19 protein-coding genes are annotated in these 22,833 nt (G+C 71.2%); 11 read left to right on the top strand and 8 right to left on the bottom strand.

Going from position 1 to position 22,833, the window contains the following annotated elements; genetic code table 11:
• Positions 1 to 3: 3 nt before the first annotated feature.
• Positions 4 to 1,065, bottom strand: coding sequence for a rod shape-determining protein (locus tag Tbon_RS09960; RefSeq protein WP_098504569.1), 1,062 nt, complete (start codon positions 1,063 to 1,065; stop codon positions 4 to 6).
• Positions 1,066 to 1,187: 122 nt separating this feature from the next.
• Positions 1,188 to 3,260: an NAD-dependent DNA ligase LigA gene (gene ligA, locus Tbon_RS09965; RefSeq protein WP_158067565.1), complete on the bottom strand. Its 2,073-nt coding sequence runs from the start codon at positions 3,258 to 3,260 to the stop codon at positions 1,188 to 1,190.
• A gap of 51 nt (positions 3,261 to 3,311) precedes the next feature.
• Between ligA and hisH the strand changes: the two genes are divergently transcribed.
• Genes hisH through Tbon_RS09995 form a run of 6 tightly spaced genes read left to right on the top strand, consistent with a single transcriptional unit; the run spans position 3,312 to position 6,843 of the window.
• A complete protein-coding gene (hisH, locus tag Tbon_RS09970; protein WP_158067566.1) occupies positions 3,312 to 3,965 on the top strand; it encodes an imidazole glycerol phosphate synthase subunit HisH in 654 nt (217 codons plus the stop codon).
• Positions 3,962 to 4,687 carry a 1-(5-phosphoribosyl)-5-[(5-phosphoribosylamino)methylideneamino]imidazole-4-carboxamide isomerase gene (gene hisA / locus Tbon_RS09975; RefSeq protein ID WP_225734595.1) on the top strand — a complete coding sequence of 242 codons (726 nt, stop codon included), beginning with the start codon at positions 3,962 to 3,964 and terminating at the stop codon, positions 4,685 to 4,687. The genes hisH and hisA overlap by 4 nt, the downstream gene beginning before the upstream one ends.
• A 53-nt stretch (positions 4,688 to 4,740) precedes the next feature.
• On the top strand, positions 4,741 to 5,529 hold the full coding sequence (gene hisF / locus Tbon_RS09980; RefSeq protein ID WP_158067567.1) for an imidazole glycerol phosphate synthase subunit HisF: 789 nt from the start codon (positions 4,741 to 4,743) through the stop codon (positions 5,527 to 5,529).
• Entirely contained in the window at positions 5,526 to 5,873 is a 348-nt protein-coding gene (gene hisI / locus Tbon_RS09985) for a phosphoribosyl-AMP cyclohydrolase (protein WP_158067568.1), read from the top strand. The genes hisF and hisI overlap by 4 nt, the downstream gene beginning before the upstream one ends.
• A 7-nt stretch (positions 5,874 to 5,880) precedes the next feature.
• Positions 5,881 to 6,102: a DUF2905 domain-containing protein gene (locus Tbon_RS09990; protein ID WP_158067569.1), complete on the top strand. Its 222-nt coding sequence runs from the start codon at positions 5,881 to 5,883 to the stop codon at positions 6,100 to 6,102.
• 9 nt (positions 6,103 to 6,111) lie between these two features.
• Positions 6,112 to 6,843 carry a dihydrofolate reductase family protein gene (locus Tbon_RS09995; RefSeq protein ID WP_158067570.1) on the top strand — a complete coding sequence of 244 codons (732 nt, stop codon included), beginning with the start codon at positions 6,112 to 6,114 and terminating at the stop codon, positions 6,841 to 6,843.
• Here Tbon_RS09995 and Tbon_RS10000 read toward each other — a convergent pair.
• The gene (locus Tbon_RS10000) at positions 6,840 to 8,090 is read right to left on the bottom strand and encodes an SLC13 family permease (protein WP_192497897.1); all 1,251 of its coding nucleotides are present in this window, start codon (positions 8,088 to 8,090) and stop codon (positions 6,840 to 6,842) included. The two genes, Tbon_RS09995 and Tbon_RS10000, sit on opposite strands and share 4 nt — an antisense overlap.
• Positions 8,091 to 8,244: 154 nt before the next feature.
• Here Tbon_RS10000 and uvrA point away from each other — a divergent pair, with 154 nt between their 5' ends.
• The gene (gene uvrA, locus Tbon_RS10005; RefSeq protein ID WP_192497898.1) at positions 8,245 to 11,445 is read left to right on the top strand and encodes an excinuclease ABC subunit UvrA; all 3,201 of its coding nucleotides are present in this window, start codon (positions 8,245 to 8,247) and stop codon (positions 11,443 to 11,445) included.
• Positions 11,446 to 11,553: 108 nt separating this feature from the next.
• Positions 11,554 to 12,375, top strand: coding sequence for a hypothetical protein (locus Tbon_RS10010; RefSeq protein WP_158067572.1), 822 nt, complete (start codon positions 11,554 to 11,556; stop codon positions 12,373 to 12,375).
• 78 nt (positions 12,376 to 12,453) lie between these two features.
• On the opposite strand, the gene Tbon_RS10015 is transcribed toward Tbon_RS10010, so the two are convergent.
• Positions 12,454 to 13,380, bottom strand: a complete 927-nt coding sequence (locus Tbon_RS10015) for an alpha/beta fold hydrolase (RefSeq protein WP_192497899.1) — start codon at positions 13,378 to 13,380, stop codon at positions 12,454 to 12,456.
• A 303-nt stretch (positions 13,381 to 13,683) separates the two neighbouring features.
• On the opposite strand from Tbon_RS10015, the gene Tbon_RS10020 reads away from it, so the two are divergent.
• Both Tbon_RS10020 and Tbon_RS10025 read left to right on the top strand, forming a co-directional pair.
• Positions 13,684 to 14,673, top strand: coding sequence for an acrylyl-CoA reductase family protein (locus tag Tbon_RS10020; protein WP_158067574.1), 990 nt, complete (start codon positions 13,684 to 13,686; stop codon positions 14,671 to 14,673).
• Between the two features lie 52 nt (positions 14,674 to 14,725).
• A complete protein-coding gene (locus Tbon_RS10025; RefSeq protein WP_158067575.1) occupies positions 14,726 to 16,222 on the top strand; it encodes a pyruvate kinase in 1,497 nt (498 codons plus the stop codon).
• A 195-nt stretch (positions 16,223 to 16,417) separates the two neighbouring features.
• Here the strand turns inward: Tbon_RS10025 and Tbon_RS10030 are convergent, their stop codons facing one another.
• Both Tbon_RS10030 and Tbon_RS10035 read right to left on the bottom strand, forming a co-directional pair.
• Complete coding sequence (locus tag Tbon_RS10030; RefSeq protein WP_192497900.1) at positions 16,418 to 17,557, bottom strand: glycosyltransferase family 4 protein; 1,140 nt, start codon at positions 17,555 to 17,557, stop codon at positions 16,418 to 16,420.
• Positions 17,554 to 18,861: a UDP-glucose dehydrogenase family protein gene (locus Tbon_RS10035; protein WP_158067577.1), complete on the bottom strand. Its 1,308-nt coding sequence runs from the start codon at positions 18,859 to 18,861 to the stop codon at positions 17,554 to 17,556. Before Tbon_RS10035 ends, Tbon_RS10030 begins: the two co-directional genes overlap by 4 nt.
• A gap of 134 nt (positions 18,862 to 18,995) precedes the next feature.
• On the opposite strand from Tbon_RS10035, the gene Tbon_RS10040 reads away from it, so the two are divergent.
• Positions 18,996 to 20,060, top strand: coding sequence for a glycosyltransferase family 4 protein (locus Tbon_RS10040; RefSeq protein ID WP_158067578.1), 1,065 nt, complete (start codon positions 18,996 to 18,998; stop codon positions 20,058 to 20,060).
• On the opposite strand, the gene Tbon_RS10045 is transcribed toward Tbon_RS10040, so the two are convergent.
• Together Tbon_RS10045 and Tbon_RS10050 are read right to left on the bottom strand one after the other, a co-directional pair.
• Positions 19,982 to 20,920 carry a hypothetical protein gene (locus Tbon_RS10045; protein ID WP_158067579.1) on the bottom strand — a complete coding sequence of 313 codons (939 nt, stop codon included), beginning with the start codon at positions 20,918 to 20,920 and terminating at the stop codon, positions 19,982 to 19,984. The two genes, Tbon_RS10040 and Tbon_RS10045, sit on opposite strands and share 79 nt — an antisense overlap.
• Positions 20,917 to 22,806 (bottom strand): hypothetical protein, encoded by a 1,890-nt coding sequence (locus Tbon_RS10050; protein WP_158067580.1) that lies wholly within the window; start codon positions 22,804 to 22,806, stop codon positions 20,917 to 20,919. The genes Tbon_RS10045 and Tbon_RS10050 overlap by 4 nt, the downstream gene beginning before the upstream one ends.
• Positions 22,807 to 22,833: the final 27 nt, after the last annotated feature.

Consider the following 22,833-nt stretch of genomic DNA (forward strand, 5'->3'; position numbering starts at 1 on the left):
ATGCTACCGCCCGGGCCGTCGCGAAACCAGCTGCGACTGCACCTTCTCCAGCAGCGCCGATTCTTCCAGCACTTCGCCCGCGCCCCGCACCACGCACAGGAGCGGGTCTTCGGCCACGTATACCGGGAACCGCGTCTCCTGCGAGAGCCGCCGGTCGAGCCCCCGCAGCAGCGCGCCGCCCCCGGCAAGCGCAATCCCGTGCGCCATCAGGTCGCTCACCAGCTCCGGCGGCGTCACCTCGATCGATGAGCGGACCGCCTCCACAATCGCCGCAATTGAACCCGCCAGCGCGTCCCGGATTTCGACGGTGCTCACCTCCACCGATTTCGGCAGCCCCGTCGCAAGGTCGCGCCCCCGGATTTCGATGGTCTCTTCCGGGTCGAGCGGTGCCGCCGAACCCGCCAGCTTCTTGATCTCCTCCGCCGTCCGCTCGCCGATGAGCAGGTTATGCACCTGCCGCGCATACGCGATGATGTCCTGGTCCATCTCGTCGCCGGCAACGCGGATCGAGGTGCTCACGACCATGCCCCCGAGCGAGATGACGGCCACCTCCGTCGTGCCGCCGCCGATGTCGACAATCATGCACCCGGCCGCGTCCATCACCGGTAAACCGGCGCCGATCGCCGCCGCCATCGGCTCCTCAATCAGGTAGCACGCCCGCGCGCCCGCGTTTAGCGCCGCGTCGTGCACCGCCCGCTTCTCGACCTCCGTTACCCCGCTCGGGATGCCCACCACCACCCGCGGCTGCGCCAGGAAGCTCCGGTCGTGCACCGCCCGGATGAAGTAACTCAGCATCTTTTCGGTGACTTCGAAGTCCGAAATCACCCCGTCGCGCAGGGGCCGCACCGCCACAATGTTCGCCGGCGTCCGGCCCACCATCCGCTTCGCTTCCGCCCCGATCGCCAGGATCTTCTTCGTCGTCCGGTCGATCGCCACCACCGAGGGCTCGTCGATGACGATCCCCCGGCCCTTCACCATCACCAGGGTGTTCGCCGTCCCCAGGTCGATGGCGATGTCGTGAGATAAGAACCCAAATAACGAACCGAAAATATTGGGAAACGCCAAGGGCGTGAACCTGTCATGCGAACCGCAGAAACCCGCGGGGTAGTCAGATTCAAAGTATACCCGCCATCACCCCGCCCGGCGAACCGCGCGGCATTTCCTGCTTCGAAAATGGTTGGAACCGTTCACGAAGCCTGCGAAAGCGCCGCCGGCCCCCGCTCCAGCAGCGCCAGGAACTCCTCCTCCGTCAGCAGCCGTGTCCCCAGCTTCTCCGCTTTCGCCAGCTTCGAGCCGGCATCCGCCCCAACGACCAGGAAGTCGGTCCCCTTCGTCACTGAGCTTCCCACCTTCCCGCCGCGCGCCCGGATCGCGTCCTCGGCCTCGGCGCGGCTCATCCGCTCCAGCCGGCCGGTCACCACAATCGTCAGCCCCTCCAGCGGCCCCGCGCCCGCCGCCGGTCGCTCGAACCGCGGGTTCACCCCCGCCGCGACCAGCCGCTCGACAATCGCCCGGTTCTCCGGCCGCTGCACCCAGTTCTCGATGCTCGCGGCGACCACCGGGCCGATCCCCTCGATCTGCTGGAGCTCCTCCGCCTTCACGTCGAGCAGCCGGTCGAGGCTGCCGATGTGCTCGGCCAGCAGCCGGGCCGTCTCCATCCCCACATGGCGGATGCCCAGCGCGAAAAGCACGTTCGGCAGCGGCCGGCTCTTGCTCGCCGCGATGCCGCGCAGCAGGTTCTCGGCGGTTTTCTCCTGCACCTTCTCCAGGCGGAGCAGCTGCTCCTTTGTCAGCGAGTACAGGTCGGCCACGTTCCGCACCAGCCCGCTCTGGTACAGCTGGACCGCCATCTTCTCCCCCAGCCCTTCGATATCCATCGCCGACCGGCTCGCGAAATGCTCGATGAGCCGGATCTGCTGCGCCGGGCAGGCCGCGTTCGGACAGTAGACCGCCGCCTGGTCCGGGTCCCGCGAAACGGGCGTCCCGCACGCCGGGCACCGGTCCGGCATCACGAACTCCCGCTCTTCGCCCGTCCGCAGCTGCACCACCGGCCCGACCACCTGCGGAATTACCTCACCCGCGCGCTGCACGATCACCGTGTCGCCGATGCGGATGTCCTTCCGCCGGATGTCCCCCTCGTTGTGCAGCGTCGCGAGCGAGACCCGCGCCCCGCCGACCACCACCGGCTCCAGCACGGCGAACGGCGTCAGCACGCCGGTCCTCCCGACGTTCACCTGGATGTCCAGCAGCTTCGTCGTCCGCTGCTGCGGCGGGAACTTGAACGCCGTCGCCCAGCGCGGCTCGCGGCCCACCGCGCCGAGCCGCTCCCACGCCTGCGTGTCGTCAACCTTGATGACCACGCCGTCGATGTCGTAGTCCAGCCGCTCCCGCTCGCGGCCCCACCAGTCGATCCGCGGGAAAACGTCCTCCAGGTCCGGGTGGAGCCGCGCTTCGGGGTTGACGTTGAACCCCATCTCCCTGAGCCAGCCCAGGATTTCGAAGTGGCTCTGCGGGTGCGGACCCTCGCACCAGCCGAGCTGGTAGACGAACATCGCCAGCGGCCGCGACGCCGTCACCGCAGGGTCCTTCTGCCGCACGGCTCCCGCCGCCGCGTTCCGCGGATTCGCGTACATCGGCAGCGGCTTCTTCCCTTCCTGTTCCCGCCGGAGGTTCTCCTCGCCGATCGCCGCGTTCAGCTCCTCAAAGCCGCTCCGCGGCATGTAGACCTCGCCGCGCACCTCGAACCGCTCCGGGTAGCTTCCCTGCAGCTGCTTCGGAATCGTCGGGATCGTCCGCAGGTTCTCGGTCACGTTCTCGCCGTGGTAGCCGTCGCCCCGCGTGGCGCCCTGCACGAACCGCCCGCGCTCGTACACCAGCGCAATCGCCAGCCCGTCGATCTTCGGCTCCGACACCAGTGCGAACCGTTCCATCCCCAGCCGCTCCGCCGCCCGCCGGTGCCACGCCCGCAGCTCCTCCTCGCTGAAGCAGTTCGAAAGGCTCAACAGCGGGATGCGGTGCTCGACTACCTCGAACGTCGGCAGCGGCGCGCCGCCGACCCGCTGCGTCGGCGAATCCGGCGTAATCAGCTCCGGGTACGCCGCTTCGATCGCCCGGAGCTCGTTCATCAGGTCGTCGTAGACCTCGTCCGGGATCTCAGGCTGGTTCAGCTCGTAGTAGAGGCGGTTGTGGTAGTTGATGAGCGACCGCAGCTCTTCGCTCCGCAGCCGCGCTTCGTACTGGGTCTTCGGCACCGGGCGCATGGCCCGAAGTATAGCCCCGGCCGCGCAGAGCGCCCGTGATACACTCGCCCCATGCGAGACCGCGTGGTCGTCATCGATTACGACGCTGGCAACCTCCGCAGCGTCGCCCGCGCCCTCGACTTCGTCGGGGCCAGCCCCCTCGTCAGCGCCGAGCCCGCAGATATCGCCGGCGCCGGCGCCCTCGTCCTTCCCGGGGTCGGCGCTGCCGCCGATACGATGCGCAACCTCCGCGAGCGCGGCCTCATCGAGCCGATCCGCGACTACATCGCCGCCGGCCGCCCCTTCCTCGGCGTCTGCATGGGCCTCCAGGCCCTCCTCGAACGCTCAGAAGAAGGCGACCAGGAGTGCCTCGGCATCCTCCCCGGCGACGTGCGCCGATTCCCCGCGCAGCCTGGCCTGAAAGTGCCCCACATGGGCTGGAACACCATCGAGTGGCGCTACCCCCATCCCGTCACCGAGGGCATCCCCTCCGGCAGCTACTTCTACTTCGTCCACTCCTATCACCCGGCCACGCCTGACCCGGCGCTCGTCCTCGGCGAAACCGAGTACGGCCTCCGCTTCCCCTCGGTGCTCGCGCGTGGCTACCTTGTGGCCACGCAGTGTCACCCGGAAAAAAGCGGCCGCGACGGCCTCCGCTTCTACGCAAACTTTGTCCGCTGGGCCCGCGACGGCGCCCCCGTCCCCGCGGCCGCCGCCGCCCCGTGAGCTTTGAAGTCATCCCCGCCATCGACCTCCGCGGCGGCCGCTGCGTCCGCCTCCGCCAGGGTGACTACGGCCGCGAAACCGCCTACAGCGATGACCCCGTCGCCGTCGCCCGCCAGTGGCAGGCCGAGGGCGCCCGGCGCCTCCACGTCGTCGACCTCGACGGCGCCCGCGAAGGCCGTCCGGTCAATACCGCCGTCATCGAAGCCATCTGCCGCGCGGTCGCCATCCCGGTCGAGGTCTCCGGCGGCATCCGGACGCTCGAAGCCATCGCGGCTGCCCTCGCCCGCGGCGCCGACCGCGTCCAGCTCGGCTCCATCGCGGTCAAAGACCCCGCGCTCACCCGCGCCGCCATCCAACGGTTCGGGCCCGCCATCGTCGTGGCCATCGACGCCCGCGACGGCGAGGTCCGCACCGACGGGTGGCTACACGGTAGCAACGTCCGCGCGCTCGACCTCGCCCGCGAGCTCGATGCCGCCGGCGTCGCCCGCATCATGTTCACCGACATCTCCCGCGACGGCACCCTCTCCGAACCGAACTTCCGAGCCTACCGCGACCTCCTCGCAGCCGTCCGCTGCCCGGTCATCGCCTCCGGCGGCATCTCCACCCTCGACCACCTCCGCGAACTCGCCGCCATCGGCTGCGAGGGCGCCATCGTCGGCACCTCGCTCTACGAGCGCCGCTTCACGCTCCGCGAGGCCTTGGCCGCGGTAGCTATGGCGTAGCCACGAACCGCCTGCGGTCGACATCGCCCGTCTCCCGGCCCCACAATCGAACCATGCTCACCCGGCGCATCATCCCCTGCTTCGACGTCGACCGCGGCCGTGTCGTGAAAGGCGTCTCCTTCGTCCAGCTCCGCGACGCCGGCGACCCCGTCGAACTCGCACGCGCCTACGAAGCCGCCGGCGCCGATGAGCTCGTCTTCCTCGATATCACCGCCTCCGCTGAAGACCGCGTCACCACCTACGACATGGTCGCCGCAACCGCCGAGCAGGTCTTCATCCCCTTCACCGTCGGCGGCGGCATCCGCTCCACGGCCGACATGAAAATCATGCTCGAACTCGGCGCTGAGAAGGTCAGCATCAATACCGCCGCCATCCAGGACCCCGACCTCATCTCCAGCGGCGCCGACCGTTTCGGCAGCCAGTGCATCGTCGTCGCCATCGATGCCCGCCGCGTCGAAGGCGTCCCCGGCTCCTGGGAGGTCTACTCCCACGGCGGCCGCATGCCGACCGGCCTCGATGCCGTCGAATGGGCCGTCGAAGCCGCCCGCCGCGGCGCCGGCGAGCTCCTCGTCACCAGCATGGACGCCGACGGCCACCAGCAGGGCTACGACATCGAACTCCTCCGCGCCATCTCCGATGCGGTCCCGGTCCCGGTCATCGCTTCCGGCGGCGCCGGCGGCCCCGAGCACATGGCTGCCGCGCTCACCGAAGGCCGCGCCGACGCCGTCCTTGCCGCCAGCATCTTCCACTTCGGCACGTACACCATCCGGCAGGTGAAGGAGTACCTCGCTGCCCGCGGCATTCCCGTCCGGCCCGTGCCCGATCCGGAGCCCATCCCATGAGCGAAGTCGAGCGCCTGGCCTTCGGTCCCGATGGCCTCATGCCAGCGGTCGTGCAGGATGCCGACACCGGCGAGGTCCTCATCCTCGGTTATATGAATGAAGAAGCCCTCCGGCGCACCCTCGAAACCGGCCTCGTCACCTTCTGGAGCCGCTCCCGCGGCCAGCTCTGGCAGAAGGGCGAAACCTCCGGCAACACCCTCGCCCTCGTGTCCATCGCCAAGAACTGCGAGGCCAACTCCCTCCTCGTCAAAGCGCGGCCCGCCGGCCCTGCCTGCCACACCGGGCATGCGACCTGCTACTACCGCCCTCTCGATCCCGCACGCGACCTCCCCGGCACCGAATAAACCGCCCATGGAACCGCGCAGCCTCGGCCTCCTGATCGTTATCGTCGGCCTCGCCCTCGTCGTCATCGGCGGCCTCGTCGCTCTCGGCGCGTTCAGCTGGTTCGGCCGCCTCCCCGGCGACATCCGCATCGAAAGCGGCAGCACCCGCGTCTACATCCCCATCACCACCATGCTCCTCCTTTCCGTCGGCCTCTCCCTCCTCGCGGCTATCTTCCGCCGCTTCCAGTAACCTGCCCGCATGCCCAAGCCCGATTACACCGCGCTCGAATTCCCTGCCCCGCCCGACAACCGCCCCTACGTCATCGTCAACATGGTCATGTCGGTCGACGGCAAAACCGTCGTCGAAGGCACCGAGCAGGGCCTCGGCTCGCCGGTCGACCAGCGCCTCATGCGCGAGCTCCGCGTTCATGCCGATATCGTTCTCAACGGCGCCGAAACCCTCCGCGTCAGCGGCTCCTCCTCCCGCCTCGGCGACCCCATCCTCGAAACCATCCGCGCGGCACGCGGCCGCGAGGGGCTCCCCATCGCCGCTACCATCACCGCCTCCGCCAACCTCCCCCTCGACCGCATCTTCTTCACCGCCCCCGACTTCGACGCCGTCGTCTACGTCGCCCGCGGCGCCCCCGCCGACCGCGTCCGCGCACTCCGCGCCACCGGCCGGCAGGTCGTGCTCCTCCCGAAACGCAATGACCTCGCTGCCATGCTCCGCCACATGCGCGGCGAACTCGGCGCGAGCCTCCTCCTCTGCGAGGGCGGCCCCACCCTGAACGCCGGCCTCTTCGCCATCGATGCCGTTGACGAGCTGTTCATCACCATCGGCCCCCGCATCGTCGGCGGACGTGACACCCTCACCCCGGTCGAAGGCGAACGCGCCTTCACCCGCCGCACAATGAAGCAGCTCGAACTCGTCTCCGCCGTCCCGAACGAAGCCACCGGCGAGCTCTACTGCCGCTACCGGGTGCGCCGCTAACCCCGGCCCGCCGCTGCAGCGCCGGCAAGCACCGCCGCCGCCATCGCCGCCAGCGTCGGCGCGAACGCCCTCCGTGCATACCGCCCTGCCCCGTACTCGGCCCCGTGCTGCCGCGCCAGGCTCAGCCAGAACACCGTGCTCAGCGACCCGACCATCGTGAAGTTCGCCCCAATGGTTGAGCCGATCAGCACCCCCACCACCAGCGGTTCATGCTCCCCCGGCCGCGAGGCAATCGTCGCTGCCAGCAGCAGCGCCGAAGGCCAGTTGTTCATCAGGTTCGCGAGCGCCGCTGCAATGACGGCGCCGCCGGCCACCGTCACCAGCACCGGCCGCCCCTCCAGCCAGCCGAGCACCCCCGCCAGCCAGTCCAGCGCCCCCGCCGCAACCACGTTCTCCACGAGGAGCAGCAGCCCCGCCACGAAGACGAGTACCCCCGGGGCGACGTGCCGCCGGAACTGCCGCCCGTCGATCGGTCCGCCCAGCCGGGCCGCGGCCGCCATCGCGGCCCCGCCCCCGAGCGTCACCGCCCCCAGCGGCAGGTCGCGCAGCCCCGCCGCGACATACGCCGCGGCCAGCCCCGCCACCACGACCAGCGCCGGCAGTACCGGCCGGTCAATGGCCACGTGCCGACCTGCCCCTGCCTCCGCCTCCCGGCCCCCGGCCGACCGCCGCCACGTCACCAGCGCCAGCGCCGCGATGCCCGCCAGCGCGGCCGGCGTCACCAGCCGCAGGTAGCCGCCGAGCCCCAGCTCGAACCGCTCGAAGAAGAGCAGATTCACCGGGTTGCTCACCGGCAGGAGCAGGCTCGCCCCGTCTGCCGTGAAGGTCGCCGCGAAGGCAGCATCCGTGGTGGCCCGCGCTGTCACGCTCCCTGCCGCGAAGATCGCCGGCGTCAGCACCAGCGGCGTCGCATCGTTCGAGAGCACCGCCGTGATGCCGGTCCCCAGCAGCAGCACCAGGCCGACCCGCGCCCGCGCCGTCCGCCGCCCGGCCAGCAGCCGCGCCGCCCGGGCGTAAAGCCCCGCCGCCTCGGCGCCGGCCGCAATGAGCATCAGCCCGAAGAAGAACGCCAGGATGTTCGCCGAATCGGCCACCACCTCCAGCCCGCCCCCCAGCCCGATCGGCCCCAGCGCCCACGCCGCAGCCCCGCCGGCCGCCGCAACCTGCCAGTCCCGCGCCCCGAACGGCCGCAGATAGAGCGCCGCCACCGTCGCCAGCAGCACCACCCCCAGCAGCAGCGCCTGCACGCCCACAGCATCCCCTGCCCGTCCCTTCTGCGGTAGCCGCCGCTGATTGAACAAACGTTCGTGTCGGCGCTACCATCCTCATGTGCGCGCCGGCGCTACACTCGTTCCCGGCGCCCTCCCGCGCCCACACGCTTCCCCGCCGGAAAGGCCCCACGTGCCCCTCGACCACATCATCGTCCGCGGCGCCCGCGAACATAACCTCAAGAACATCGACGTCCGCATCCCCCGCGACCGCCTCGTCGTCATCACCGGCCTCTCCGGCTCCGGCAAATCCTCCCTCGCCTTCGACACCATCTACGCCGAAGGCCAGCGCCGCTACGTCGAATCCCTCTCCGCCTACGCCCGACAGTTCCTCGGGCTCATGGAAAAGCCCGATGTCGACCACATCGACGGCCTCTCCCCTGCAATCTCCATCGACCAAAAATCCACGTCCAACAACCCCCGCTCCACGGTCGGCACCGTCACCGAAATCTACGACTACATGCGCCTCCTCTGGGCCCGCATCGGCAAACCCCACTGCCCCGTCTGCCGCCGCCCCATCGAACGCCAGACCGTCCAGCAGATCGTCGATGCCACCCTCGCCTACCCGCCCGGCTCCCGCCTCCTCCTCCTCGCGCCCGTCGCCCGCGCGAAAAAGGGCGAGCACGCCGGCATCTTCGATGAAGCCCGCCGCGCCGGCTTCGTCCGCGTCCGCGTCGACGGCCAGGTCTACGACATCGATGAGCTTCCCGCCCTCGACAAAAAGAAGCGCCACGACATCGACGTCGTCGTCGACCGCCTCGTGGTCCCCGAACCCGGCTCCGACCCCGCCGCCGCAAGCCGCATCGCTGACTCCGTCGAACAGGCCCTCAAAGTCGGCCAGGGCGTCATGATCGTCGGCTACGCCGGCGGTGCCCCCGCCGATGCCCCCCAGCCCCCGGCCGAGCGCATCTTCTCCGAGCACTTCGCCTGCCCCTACGACGGCACCTCCATTGGCGAAATCGAACCGCGCACGTTCTCCTTCAACAGCCCCCACGGCGCCTGCCCCCGCTGCACCGGCCTCGGCGTCGAAATGCAGATCGACCCCGCGCTCGTCATCCCCGACCGCTCGAAGTCCATCGCGCAGGGCGCCGTCGAGCCGTGGGCGAAATCCCCCAGCGTCGCCGGCTGGTACCTCCGCCAGCTCGAAGCGGTCGCCGAAGACCAGGGCTTCTCCATCCACACGCCCATCGCCGGGCTGACCGAATCCCAGCTCCACGCCCTCCTCTACGGCACTGGCGAGAAGCTCCTCCGCCTCCGCTTCACCAACCAGTACGGCCGCACGCAGGTCTACGACACCCGTTACGAAGGCGTCATTCCCAACCTCCAGCGCCGCTACAAAGAAACGGACTCCGACTACGTCCGCGCCGAGATCGAAAAGTACATGGCGGCAATCCCCTGCCCCGAGTGCAAGGGCCGCCGCCTCCGGCCCGAGGCCCTCTCCGTCCTCGTCGACGGCCAGCCCATCACCGCCGTCACCGCCATGAGCATCGCCGAGGCCCGCGCCTGGTTCGACCGCCTCGCCGGGCCCGAATCCCCGCTTTCCGCCCGCGACCAGGCGATCGCCGTCCAGGTCCTCAAGGAGATCCGCTCCCGCCTCGAATTCCTCGTCGATGTCGGCCTCGACTACCTCACCCTCGACCGCGTCTCCGGCACGCTCTCCGGCGGCGAATCCCAGCGCATCCGACTCGCCACCCAGATCGGCTCAGCCCTCATGGGCGTCCTCTATATTTGCGACGAGCCCTCCATCGGCCTCCACCCCGTCGATGGCGACCGCCTCATCCGCACCCTCGAACGCCTCCGCGACCTCGGCAACACCGTCCTCGTCGTCGAACACGACGAAGCCATGATGCGCGCCGCCGACTGGATTATCGATATGGGCCCCGGTGCCGGCATCCACGGCGGCCGCGTTGTCGCCGAAGGCCCCCTCTCCGCCATCCTCGAGCACCCCGAGAGCATCACCGGCGCCTACCTCTCCGGCCGCCGCCAGATCCCCGTGCCCAACCAGCGCCGCCCGGGCAACGGCAAGTCCATCCGTATTGTCGGCGCCCGCGAGAACAACCTCCGCAATATCACCGTCGAAATCCCGCTCGGGAAGTTCGTCGCCGTCACCGGCGTCTCCGGCTCGGGCAAATCCTCGCTCATCACCGACATCCTCGTGCCGCGCGCCCTCCAGGTCCTCCACGGCGCCCGCCAGCGCCCCGGCGCCCACGACACCATCGAAGGGCTCGAACACATCGACAAGGTCGTCGATATCGACCAGTCGCCGATCGGCCGCACCCCCCGCTCCAACCCGGCCACCTACACCGGCGCCTTCACGCTCATCCGCGACCTCTTCGCCTCCGTCCCCGAAGCCCGCGCCCGCGGCTACAAAGCGGGCCGCTTCTCCTTCAACGTCAAGGGCGGCCGCTGCGAAGAGTGCGCCGGCGACGGCTACAAAATCGTCGAGATGCAGTTCCTCCCCGACGTCACCGTCCCCTGCGAGGCCTGCCATGGCAAGCGCTACAACCGCGAAGCCCTCGAAATCACCTTCCGCGGCAAGAACATCGCCGAAGTGCTCGACATGACCGTCTCCGAGGCCGTCGAGTTCTTCGAACGGTTCCCCCGGATTAAGCGCATCCTGGATACCCTCGAAGCCACCGGCCTCGGCTACATCAAGATCGGCCAGCCCGCCACCACCCTCTCCGGCGGCGAAGCCCAGCGCATCAAGCTCGCCGCCGAGCTCTCCCGCCGCTCCACCGGCCGTACCCTCTACGTCCTCGACGAACCCACCACCGGCCTCGCCTTCCAGGACGTCGACCACCTGCTGAACGTCCTCCACCGCCTCGTCGATGCCGGCAACACCGTCGTCGTCATCGAACACCATCTCGACGTTATCAAGTCGGCCGACCACATCATCGACCTCGGCCCCCTCGGCGGCGACCGCGGCGGCCAGGTTGTCGCCGTCGGCACTCCCGAAGAGGTCGCCCTGGTCGAAGCGAGCTTCACCGGCCGCTACCTCCGTCCCATCCTCGAAGCCGCCGGGACACTCGGCGCTGCAGCCGCCGTCGCGACGGAACCAGCCCCGGCCGCGCGGACCCGCCGGCCAGGCCGCCGGGCTGCCGCGCCGGTCCCCGAACCGTCCGCCAACGGTCATGAGGCCGCCAGCGAAGCCGCCGCCTCCGTGGCCGACCGCGCTGCAGCCGCGGCGGGCCGCATCGATGCCCGCGCCGCCCGCGATGCCGCGGCCGCCGCGCCGCCCGAGCCCCGCCCCGCCGGCAGGCGCCCGTCCGCCCGCCGCGAAACAGCCAGCGAGCGCGCCCTCCGCGAGCACCGCGAATCCCGTCCCGCTGACTGAGCCCCCGGCTTTGGCCGTCCGCCCCGGCTCGTGCTCACCGGTAACCACCTGCCTGTCCGAACCCGCGATCCGGTACCCTCACAGCATCCGTCGAACCGGATGAGCGAGATGACGAACAAACGTGTCCTGGGCATCGCCGGAACCCTCGCTGGGGTGCTGGCGCTTGGCGTGGTGGGGTTCGCCATCGGCCGCCAGGCGGGTGGCGATGACGGGTCGCCCCCGGCGGCTGCGGCCGGTACGCCGGCAGCATCGGCAGCCGCGGCCACACCGGCGCCCGGGACAGCGACGGCCATACCTCAGGCCCCTGCCGGCGTCGACCCGTACACCGGCCTCCCCCTGGACCCCGACACCAGCAAGCCGCTGTGGTACGTACGCTACCAGGACGCCGACCGCGAGCTGCCCCGTTTCGACGGCGTACTGGCCGGGGTCCGCATCGGGCCCGACGCCGACCATGGCGTCGACCAGTTGCCCCGCTGCACCAAAACCCGCTGGGGAACGCTCAAGGACGCAGTCGGCACGCCGCTCGACCTCCCGCTCAGCCTGCCCGTCCAGGGGTTTAAAGGCGGCCATCTCGGGTGGGTGATCGTCTGTGAGGATGATGGCCGGCCCCTTGAGGTGAGCGTTGACTACGCGTTCGACCCGGACCCGGCCGGGGTGTTCCGGGGAGGCGGTCTCACCGTCACCAAAAGCAGGCTCGAACCGAGGAACGGTCCCCCGGCCGCGTCTCTCTGGGTGCCTGCTCCGCGTATTCGGGAGATGGAGGTTGCCGGCGGCCCGGCAGCCGTTGCCGTCCCAATTCTCCCCGACCACGGGGTCGGCGAGGCAGCCCTGGTGACCTACCGTGACGGCATTTTAACGGTCATCCGGGGCAGAGTTTCGCTCGAAAAACTGCTCGCCGTCGGGGAACACATCCTCCGCGGAGGCAGGTGACGCCGGCCAGCTCTTCCCTCCGGTCCGCCCATCTTGGCCGTGCCGCAACCGGGCTGTCGCCACTCGGCGACCCCCGAACTACCGACGCCGCCCCGCCAGCAGGTCCCCGCACCACGCAATGACCGCCGAGTTCAGCGCGTGCGCCGCCTCCCACTGCACAAAATGCCCGCAATCGCGCAGCAGGAACGGCCCCGCGTGCTCCGGGAACACCCGTGCCGCCATCAGGTCGAAGTCCGGGTAGATTACGTTGTCGCTCGGTCCGAACAGGATCAGCGTCCGCGTCGGGTTCGGCGCCGCCATCGCTGACGGCTCGCTCCGCGCCGACTCCCGGAACGACGCCTCGTACGCCCCGAAGCTCGCCCGCAGCTTCGCCCCGTCCGCGAACGGCTCCGTCATGAACTCCACCGCCTCCTGCGTGAACGCCCCCGGGTGCGCCCAGAACCTCGACGTATAGAACGTCGCGATGTACCGCCGCCGCATCTCCGGCGTCGCCAGCTCCGCCACCAGCCCGTCAGCGTCCGTCCCCTGCCGGATGTAGTAGTCCATCGCCTCCCTCGGCGACCGCGTCCGCAGCCCCGCCATCAGCTCCCGGTCGTACGGCAGCGGCGAATTGAACAGCACCATCCGGTCCACGAACCCGGGGTACCGCAGCGAGAGGTCCTGGATCACCGGCCCGCCGAGGTCGCCGCCGACCGCCACCACCCGCTCGTGCCCCAGCACATCATGCACCAGCGCATACAGGTCCCGCGCGTGCGACGGCACATCGTGGAAACCGTCGGGCCCCACCTCCGAATCACCGAAGCCGCGCAGGTCCGGCGCAATCACCTCGAAGCCCGCAGCGGCCAGCACCCCGATGTTCCGCCACCAGATCCGCTTCGTCTCCGGCCAGCCGTGCACCAGCAGCAACGGCACCCCGCCGACCCCCTCCCGCACGAACGCCTGCCGGAACCCCCGCGGCGCCGCGACCTCCACCCGGAACCGGTCCGCCCGCAGCTCCTCAATCATCGACATCCCCTCGCGAACGGCACATCGCCGCATTCTACCCCGCTCCCCGTTCCCTGCTCCCTGCTCCCCGCTCCCTGCTCCCCGCTCCCCGCTCCTCCCTCCTCCCTCAGGGCGGCGGAGCGGCGGGCTGGGGCTCCCTCCTCCCTCCTCCTCCGGGACTGGCGGAGCGGCCATGGCGGGGCTCCCTCCTCCCTCCTCCCTCGGGGCGGCGGAGCGGCCGTGGCGGGGCTCCCTCCTCCCTCCTTGCTTCTCTTCCCCCGGCACCGCACCCTTTCCCCCACACCCTCCCCGAGGAGCCCCCGCATGACCTACCGCGCCCTCGTCGTTGATAAGCAGGGCGACGCCTTCTCCGTCGCCGTCCGCGAACTCTCCGAAGCCGACCTCCCGCCCGGCGACGTCACCATCCGCGTCCACTGGAGCTCCATCAACTACAAGGACGGCCTCGCCCTTTCCCCAACCGGCCGCGTCATCCGCACCTACCCCATGGTCCCCGGCGTCGACCTCGCGGGCGTCGTCCTTGAATCCTCCGACAGCCGCTTCGCCCCCGGCCAGGAGGTCGTCGTCACCGGCTACGACGTCGGCGTCAGCCACCCCGGCGGCTTCGCCGAGCTCGCCCGCGTCCCCGGCGACTGGGTCATGCCCCTTCCGCCTGGCCTGACGCAAAAAGAGGCGATGGCCATCGGCACCGCCGGCTTCACCGCCGCCCTCTCCCTCGAGGCCCTCGAACATAACGGCCTCCGCCCCGAAAACGGCACCGTCATCGTCACCGGCGCCACCGGCGGCGTCGGCTCCACCGCCGTCGCGATGCTCGCCCAGGCCGGCTACACCGTCGCCGCCAGCACCGGCAAGGCCTCCGAACACGCCTACCTCCGCGAACTCGGCGCCTCCGAAATCCTCTCCCGCGAAGAGGTCAGCGCCGAAAGCACCCGCCCGCTTGAATCCGAGCGCTGGGCCGGTGCCGTCGACCCCGTCGGCGGCGCAACCACCGCCTATCTCATCCGCACCATGAAGTACGGCGCCAGCATCGCCCTCAGCGGCCTCACCGGCGGCAACACCTTCAACACCACCGTCTACCCCTTCATCCTCCGCAACGTGAACCTCCTCGGCATCGACTCCGTCTACACCCCGATGGACCGCCGCCGGCGCACCTGGCAGCGCCTCGCCACCGACCTGAAACCCCGCGGCCTGCTCGACTCCATCGCCGTCGAAACCGACCTCGATGGCGTCCCGGCCGTCTGCGCCGATATCCTCCAGGGCAAAGTCCGCGGCCGGACCCTCGTGCGCCTGGCCTGACCCGCCCCGCCGTTAACGGCTCGTTTGCGCTCCATCCTCAACGATCACCCGGATGGAGCGCGCGCATCTCCTTCGCCGCCTGGAAGAACTCCAGGAGCTTGCCCTTCGTGCTTCCGCAGCCGTCCCCCCAGGCCTGGTCGGCGACGCCGCAACCAGCGCCGCCAACCTCCTCGCCTACCGCGCCCTCCGCAGCCGCGATATCGCCGACATCCAGGTTGCGCTTGCCGACCTCGGCCTCAGCTCGCTCGGCCGCCTCGAGCCGAACGTCCTCGATTCGCTCGAACAGGTCCGCGCCTGGCTGGCCGGCACGGCGCCCCGCCCCTTCGTTCCCTCCCGCGACCAGGCCCTCCGCCTCCAGGAAGAGCGCACGGTCCGCCTCTTCGGCCGGCCGCGGCCCGGCCGGACAACCCGCATCATGGTCACCCTCGACCACACCGTCCCCGACCCGGTGCTCCACAGCATCGAACTCCTTCGCGCCGGCATGGACGTCGCCCGCATCAACGCCGCCCACGGCCGCCCGGCCGACTGGCAGTCTCTCGCCGATGCCGTCCGCCACGCCGAGCTCGAACTCGAACGCCAGGGCACGCCCCCGCCGCGGCGCTGCCACATCCTCTTCGACCTCTCCGGCCCCCGCCTGCGCGTCGGGACCTTCCCCGGCGAGCTCCGCCTCGGCGCAGGTGACCGCCTCCGGCTCCTCCGCAACGCCGACCCGCTCCCTGAGCCGCCCGCCGAGGACATCCCTGCGCTCCCCTGCAGCCACCCCGAGGCCCTTCGCGTCATCGCGCCAGGTCACCCGGTCGCCATCGACGACGGCAAGTTCGTAGGCACGGTCGTCGCCGTCACCGAAGCCTGGGTCGAAATCCTCCTCGAAACACCGGTCGGCCGGCGCCGCCGCCTCCGTCCCGAAAAGGGGCTCAACTTCCCCGGCGTTGCCCTCCCGCTGCCCGCCCTCACGGCCGACGACTTCGCCAGCCTCGACGTCGCCGCTGCGTTCGCTGACCTCGTCGGGCTCTCCTTCGTCCATGCCCCGGCCGATATCGCCCGCCTCGCCGCCGAACTCGACCTCCGCGGCCTCCACGACCACGGCATCATCGCCAAGATCGAGACCCGCGCCGCCGCCCGCGGCCTCGTCCCGATCCTCCTCGAAGGCCTCCGCCGCCGCTCCTTCGGCGTCATGGTCGCGCGCGGCGACCTCGCCATCGAAGTCGGCTGGGACGATCTCGCCCTCTACCAGGAAGCCATCCTCTGTCTCACCGAGGCCGCCCACGTCCCCTCCATCTGGGCGACCCAGGTGCTCGAAACCCTTGCACGGCAGGGCATGCCCGCCCGTCCCGAAATCACCGACGCCGCAGCCGCCACCCGTGCCGATTGCGTCATGCTCAACAAGGGGCCCCACGTCGTCGCTGCCGTCCGCTTCCTCGACTGCCTCCTCTCCGCCGAACATCGCCACCGCCAGAAAAAGCGCGAACTCTTCCGCGAGTTTATTGCGCTCGAAGAGGGCCCTCGCGACCTCGAACCGGCCCCCTCCGCAGTCTTCCACGGCTGTTAACCCGCCCGCTCGACGATTGCACTATGAAACTTATCCTCGCTGCGCTTGCCGCATCCGCTGTCGCCTGGCTCGCCGCCCTCCTCAGCGACGCCGCAGAGCTGCTCGCGCCTGCCCCCGGCGACTAGCCCGGCCCCCTGTACCGGCGGAGTTCGACGAGCACAGCTCGCCCCGCCTTCGGCGAGGCATCCTCACGGCCTACTTCGCGAATGGAGGCGGCACGTCCACCTGGCCCGGAGCGTCCCCGGGCGAAAGCAGCTCCACCAGGCGCAGCACCAGCGCCTCCCACGAATACCGCCGCGCATGGGCTGCTGCGGCCAGCCCCATCGAGCGCCGCATCCCCCCGTCCTCCACCAGCCGCCGCACCGCCGCCGCCAGCGCCCCCGGCCGCCCGGGCGCCACGTGCAGGCCGCAGACCCCGGGCGGCACCAGCTCCGCTGTCGCTGAGCCGGTCACGACCACCGGCGGCAGCCCGCATGCCATCGCCTGCAGCACCACCTGCCCGAACGTGTCCGTCCAGCTCGGGAACACGAACACATCCGCTGAAGCAAACGCCTCCGCCAGCTCCACCCCCCGGAGATAGCCCGTGAACACCACCGGCCGCCCGGCGAACAGCTCCTCCAGCCGGGCCCGTTCCGGCCCGTCGCCGACCAGCGCCAGCCGTACCTCGGGCAGCGTTTCCACGACCTCTGCCAGCGTCTCGAGCCGCTTCTCCTTCGCCAGCCGCCCCACGTACAGCACCAGCGGCCGTCCCGGCTCGCCGCCCGTCAGCCGGGCCCGCATCGCCGCGCTTCGGCGGCCCGGGTTGAACAGCTCCGTATCGACGCCCCGTCCCCAGACCTCCAGCCGCGGAAACCCCATCGTCCGCAGCTCCTCCTCCACGAAGCGCGTCGGGCAGAGCGTCCGCTCCGCACGCTCCGCCATCCGCCGGAGCAGCCACGTGGCCGCTCCCACGAACCGGTGCATCCCGTACGTCTGCAGGTAGCGCGGGATATCCGTCGTGTAAATGTTCAGCAGCGGCGTCTCCCCCCGCAGTGCCAGCGCAGCCGTCGCCCCGATTGGCCCTGGCGTGAACACGATCGCCCCATCCCAGCGCGCCCGCGCAATCCGCGCGACCCGGTCGAGCGCCAGCCCAAGCCGCAGCTCCGGGTAAAGCGGCGCCGGCACCGAACCGATCCGCGCTACCCGGGCGCCCTCCACCATCCCCGGACCCGGCGCCGGGGCGACCACCCGCGGCGTGTGCCCGAGCTGGCGGAGCACCCGGGCGACCGTCGCCGCCGTGTCCGAAACACCGTCAATCTTGGGCGGAAACGAGTCCGTCGCCAGCAGGACCCTCACCGCTCGGACCCGTCCGCCGCTGCAACCGGCTCGCGCAGGCAGCGGTTCGTCACGAAGCCCGCTGCGGCCCACGCCCGGTGGTCAATCCCGCCCGGCGCATCGTAGACGAGCTGCCGCGCCATCAGCGCTGCCGCCTCGCACGGGTCAAGCGCACGGACCCAGTCGGCCCGGTGCGCCACCACGAGCGCGTCCGCGCCTTCGAGCGCTGCCGGCAGCGTGCCCGGGCAGCAGATGCCCGGCGCCTCCCGGACGAGCGGGTCGTAGCCCCGCACCTCCGCGCCGTGCAGCGCCAGCGCTTCAGCCAGCGCCAGCGCCCGCGATTCCCGCAGGTCGTCCGTGCCCGGCTTGAACGCCAGCCCCAGCACCGCAATCGTCCGCCCCTCGAGCCCGCCCAGCGCCTCGTCAAGCCACGCCGCGGCCTGCCCGACCCGCTCCCGGTTCACCCGGATCGTCGCTTGCAGCTGGTGGAGCGTCAGCCCCCGCGCTGCCGCCACGTACTCCAGGGCTGCCGTGTCCTTCGGCAGGCAGTGGCCGCCGAACCCGAGCCCCGGCCCGAGGTAGGCCTCCCGTCCAATACGCCGGTCCGCGCGCAGCGTCTCGAACAGCACCTCCGGGTCAGCGCCCAGCCTCGCAGCGAGGTCGGCCATCTCGTTTGCGAAGCTCACTGTCGTCGCGAGGAACGCATTCGCCGCGTACTTCGCCAGCTCCGCCGTCACCCGGTCGCACCGGTACACCGGCGCCGATATCCCCGCGAACAGCCGGGCCACCCGCTCGCACCGCACCCGGTCCCGCGCCCCAACCACGATCCGGTCCGGCTCCCGGAAATCCTCCCATGCCCGCCCCTCCCGCAGGAACTCCGGCACATGCACGACCCCAAGGTCGCCCCGCCCGGCAGCCCGCAACGCCGCCTCCAGCCTGTCGCCGGTCCCCGGCGGCACCGTCGAGCGGGTCACGACCGTGCCCCCGGGTCGCAGCGTCCGCGCCGCGTATTCGGCCGCCGCAAACAGCTGCCGCAGGTCGGGCTCCCCGCCCGGCAGCGGCGGCGTATCGACACACAGGAAGGCGAAATCGAACCCTCCTGGCGCCGCGCCGGGCGCGAAGCGCAGCGCCCGCAGCCGCAGCGCGCTCTGCAGCGCCGCCCGGAGGCCGGGTTCCGCCTCCCGCAGCCGGCCGGCCTGCAGCTCCTCCACCCGCCCGGCGTTCGTGTCTACTCCTGTCACGTCGTGAAGGAGGTGCGCCAGCCCGACCGCCGTCACCGCCCCGATGCGGCCGACGCCGATGACCAGGACCCGTTCTGCTTCCAAATGATTTGCTCCTGTATTGCTCCCTCAGGAATACCGTCGCCCCGTTGTCGGGCCGTTCACGTCTCGCGAACGGAGCGTTAAGAAAACGGCGCCCTCACAACCGACCGTTCATCTTTGCCACGTTCACTCCCCTTGTGATCCTTTTCATCACCCGCAAGTACCCTCCCGCCATCGGCGGCATGGAAGAGTTCTCCCGCCAGCTCACCGCGGCCTACCCCGGCCCGTCCCGGGTCTGTGCCCTCCGCCGCGGCCAGCGCCGGCTCCCGCTCTTCATCGGCTCCGCCGTCATCCAGTGCGCCGCTGCCCGCGGCCGCGTCTCTGCCATCCACCTCGGCGACGGGCTTCTTGCGCTCGCCGCGCCGCTCTTCGAGGCGCTGGCCGACGCCCCCGCCGTCGTCACCGTCCACGGCCAGGACGTCACCCGCCCCTTCCCGGGTTACGGCGGCCTCGTCCGCATGGCGCTCCGCCGCCTCGGCCCCCGCCGCGTCGTCGCCGTCAGCACCTACACCGCCGGCGAAGTCACCCGCCGCTGCGGCTTCCGCCCGCGCGTCATCCTCAACGGCGTCGATGTCGCCCGCTTCACCCGCATCCAGCGCGCGCCGGACCGGGCCGCAGCCCGGGCCGCCCTCGGCCTCCCGCCCCGGGGCCCGCTCATCGTGAGCGTCGGCCGCCTGGTCGAACGGAAAGGCATCGTCTGGTTCGCCAGCCAGGTACTGCCGCTCCTCCCCCGCGACGTCGTCTTCGCCGTCGCCGGCGACGGCCCCGAACTGCCCCGCCTCCGCGCCGTCGCCGCCGCCGAGCCGCGCCTGGTGCTCCTCGGCCCGCTGCCCGACGTCGCTGTCGACCGCCTCTACGCCTGCGCCGACCTCTTCGTCGCGCCGAACGTCCCCGTCCCCGGTCGGCCCGAGGGCTTCGGTATCGCCCCCGCCGAGGCCGCTGCCGCCGGAGTTCCCGTCCTTGTCGCCGCTCTCGAAGGCCTGGTCGACATGGCCAGTGTCAGCGGGGCCACGCTCGTCGCGCCGGCCGACCCTGCCGCCTGGGCCGTCGCCGTCCAGTCGGCGCTGGCGGCGCCGCCGAGGCCGCGGCCGCCCGTCCGATCGTGGGCCGACGTCGCTGCCGACTACGCCCGCCTGTTCGAAAGCGTCGCCGCCGATGCCCGCCGCGCCACCCCGCGGCCGATCCGCCCCGCGCCGAAGTAGCCCGCTGCCAGCGCCGCATCCACGAGAACGGCCGTCGCCCGCGCCACCACGGCCACCGTCAGCGCTGTCGCTGCGCCGAGCTGTCCGCCGAGGAGCGCCACGATCACGCTCTCCCGCACCCCGGCGCCCGAGGGTGCAAACGGCGTCACATACCCGGCCAGGCTCGCCAGCGCAAACACCGCGACCCCCTCCTCCCAGCGCGACAGCGGCCATGGGCTGACCACCACCGCCGCGACGTGAAAAGCGAGCCCCGCCAGCAGGGCCGCCGCCGACATCGCCGCAAAACCCAGCACGGCCGGGCCCGCTGCCACGACGACGCCGCTCCGCTCCCCGCGCGGTCCGAACCGCCCGCTCACCCGGCGGACCAATCCCGGCCGCGCCCCGCCCAGCGCCAGGCCCGCAGCCGCGGTGAGACCACCTGCCGCCGCCCACCACCATTCCAGTCCGTAGGCCGGCACGGCCAGCGCCGCCGGCACCGCAATCGATGCCGCCAGCTGGAGCACCTGCTCCACCCACAGCAGCGCCGCGATGACCGGCGCCCCGGCCCCGGCGTCACGGAGCGCGAGGTACTTCCCTGCCGGCCCCGTCGGCGGGCCCGGCAGGTACCGAACCACCCACCCGTGCACAAATGCGCGAAGCCATACCCTGCGAGCCCTTCCCGGCCAGGTTCCCTCGCCGAGCCACTGCCACCCGAGCGCCAGCATCGCCACCTGCGCCGCATACAGCGCCGCGGCCCACCCCAGCGCATCCACCGCCCAGCCCTCGTGGTTCCGCCAGATCTCCCGCCCTGCGACGATGACCGCCAGCCCGAGGGCCGCCCCGGCCCCGATCCGCAGCGCGAGCGCGACGGCGCGGATCATCGTGCGGCGGCCGCCGGCTGAGCACCGCCAGGCCGCACCCGCTCCAGCAGCACCACAGCGTACCGCCCAACCCGTACCCGCCCATCGTCGAGCAGTTCGCCGCCCTGCACCCCGGCGAACGCGTGCATCCCGGGCCGGACGCTCGCCGCCAGCGGCGCGTCTCCGTAGTTCACGAGGTGCACCTCAAGCCCTCGCGGTCCCTCCCACAGGTCCGCATACCCCGGCCCGGAGAGTTCAACCTGCGCCGGGTTCATCGCCGCCAGCACCCGCGCCATCCCCTCGTCCATCGGCACCCGCGCGAACCGCCCGCCGAACACCAGCCGGAACAGCAGGTCCAGCCGGTCGACGAACCGCCGCACATGCACCCGGCTGTAGTACCCGTCCACCACCCGCGGCCCCAGCACCCGGATCACCGGCTCGAGCGGCCCGGCAAACCAGCGAAACCCGCTGTGGCCACGCCGCTTCAGGCCAAGCTCCCCGAAGCGCAGCACCCGGCCGTGGAACCACGCCGGCGGCGCCGCGCTTGCCGGGAGGAGCAGGCAGCCCAGGTCGCACGGCCCGTGCCGCTCACCGATGACCCGGAAGGGAATGCCAGCACCAACCAGCGCCTGGACCACCGCGAGGTAGTCGTCCTCGTCGCCCGGGTAGAGGTCGCCCCGCCAGCCGATCGCGTCCGGCACGAAGACGCCGACGCGCGCCGCCTCCTGCCGGTCGCACCCGTCTGCGAGCAGCGCGCCGAACTGCCGGACCACCTCGCCGAACGCCGCGAGCCGCGCATCGTCGCGGCCCTGCCGCAGCAGCGTCCACTTTTCGTCCTCGATGTACTCTGCCGCCCGCAGCACCGGCACCCCGCCCGCCGCGTACCCCTCTGCCGCAATCTTCGCAAACGTCGACGGCGGCGGCGGCCCGTCCACGCCGATCCCCCGCTCGTAGGCGATGCTCAGCGCCGGCGCCCCGGGTCTCAGCGCCCGCAGCAGCTTGTAGGTCCCGGCGTTCTGCACCAGCATGCCGTTCGCTGCCCGCGGCGATTGCAGATTCTCCACGAACAGCCAGTCCATGAACGACGCAATCGCGGGAAGGTCCGCGCCGAACACATTGAACGTGTTCACGTTCACGCCGCCGACCGTGTTCGTCACGAACCTCGTCCCCGGGTAGGCCAGCCGCACTTGCTCGACAATGCCCCGCAAGAACTCCGTCAGCGTCCCGGCGCGCCATTCGGCGAACCGCCGTGCCGCCTCGCTCCGCCCCGGCCGGAACAGCCGCGGCAGCGGCAGCGGGTCCAGCCCGCGTCCGGCCTGCCACTCCCCGAACGCCTCCCGGCACCGCAGGCACGCGCAGCCGGCGAACGCCGTGTAGTCCCGCGACAGCGGTATCGGCATTCCCCCAAACGCACAGTTGTCGAAGAACAGGACGTCGGCCCCGCGCTGGCAGGCATCCAGGCAGCGCGTCAGCACCCATTCCCGCCAGCTCCGGTCGTTGAGACACGTGAAGAACCGCCCGTTGTAGTACGGGATCCGCTTTCCCTTCGGGGTCACTGCGTACCACGGTTTCGAAGCGAACGAGCCGAGCGCCGCCGCGTTCGATGGCTGGATGTACGCCGCCGCCAGCATCCCGAGCTCATGGCACCGACGCGCCGCCCGCTCGAACGTCCGCCAGTCCTCGGCTTCCAGCTCCGGCGGCAGGCCCCAGTTGTACGTGAGGAACACGCAGTTCACCCCGGCTGTGTCGCGCAGCCACCAGAGCCGCTCCGGCTCGTAGGCCTGGAGATACGCCTCGCTGTCCGCCGGTCGCCCGAACCCCTTCAGCCGGTGAATCACCATGCTCCCGTTGCCCGCCCAGTAGTACGCGGGCACCAGCAGTTCACCCGGCTGCCGGCCATCTACCACGCAGGCAATCGTCGCCAGCAGCCCATT

Origin of the sequence: Tepidiforma bonchosmolovskayae (assembly GCF_008838325.1) — a bacterium.
Classification (GTDB): domain Bacteria; phylum Chloroflexota; class Dehalococcoidia; order Tepidiformales; family Tepidiformaceae; genus Tepidiforma; species Tepidiforma bonchosmolovskayae.